Source organism: Paenibacillus xylanexedens (assembly GCF_007676705.1).
Taxonomy (GTDB): domain Bacteria; phylum Bacillota; class Bacilli; order Paenibacillales; family Paenibacillaceae; genus Paenibacillus; species Paenibacillus xylanexedens_C.
In genome coordinates, this window is the sequence record NZ_VEBF01000027.1 from 1 (window position 1) to 546 (window position 546).

At 45.4% G+C, this 546-nt stretch carries 1 protein-coding gene; it reads left to right on the top strand.

All coding sequences use genetic code 11. The features are described 5' to 3' along the window. Positions 1-172 precede the first annotated feature (172 nt). Positions 173-463, top strand: coding sequence for a hypothetical protein (locus FS628_RS30135; protein WP_145326647.1), 291 nt, complete (start codon positions 173-175; stop codon positions 461-463). The last annotated feature ends 83 nt before the right edge of the window (positions 464-546 follow it).

The following is a 546-nucleotide window of genomic DNA, read 5'->3' on the forward strand; positions in this document are numbered from 1 at the left end:
AGGGTGGGTGAAGAAATTTTAGGGTGAGGATGAGTGGGATGTGGGGAGGTATTTGGGGTTGGGTTGGTGGATGGGTGGAGAGGGGGATGGAAATGGTTGGGTAAGTTGAGATGTAAGATGGGAGAGGGTGTTGATGGAAGGGAAGGTCGGTTTGGGTGAATAGGAAGGGATTATGATTGAAGTTATGGGGGATGTGAGGTTGAGGAGGAAGATGATGGATATATGGGATGAGGTGGTGGAGTGGATTGAGGAGGACGGTAGTTGTGTTAGATTGAAAAAAGTGGATATGTGGGGGAATGAAAAAGAGGGATATGGGATGAAATTGGGTTATATGATTGGGAAGGTGAAGAATGTATTAGAGGAGAAGAAATTAGGTGAGGGTGAGGGTTATGATAGGGGTGAGGATTTGATTGATGATGTGATGATGATTGATGGAAGTGTGGGGTATGATTTTGGGGATTAGGTAGGTGATAGGAGTATTGGGAAAATGATTGGTGAAGTGGAGTTGTTTGGTTTGGATAGGGGAGGATTGGATGTGGGTGAGGA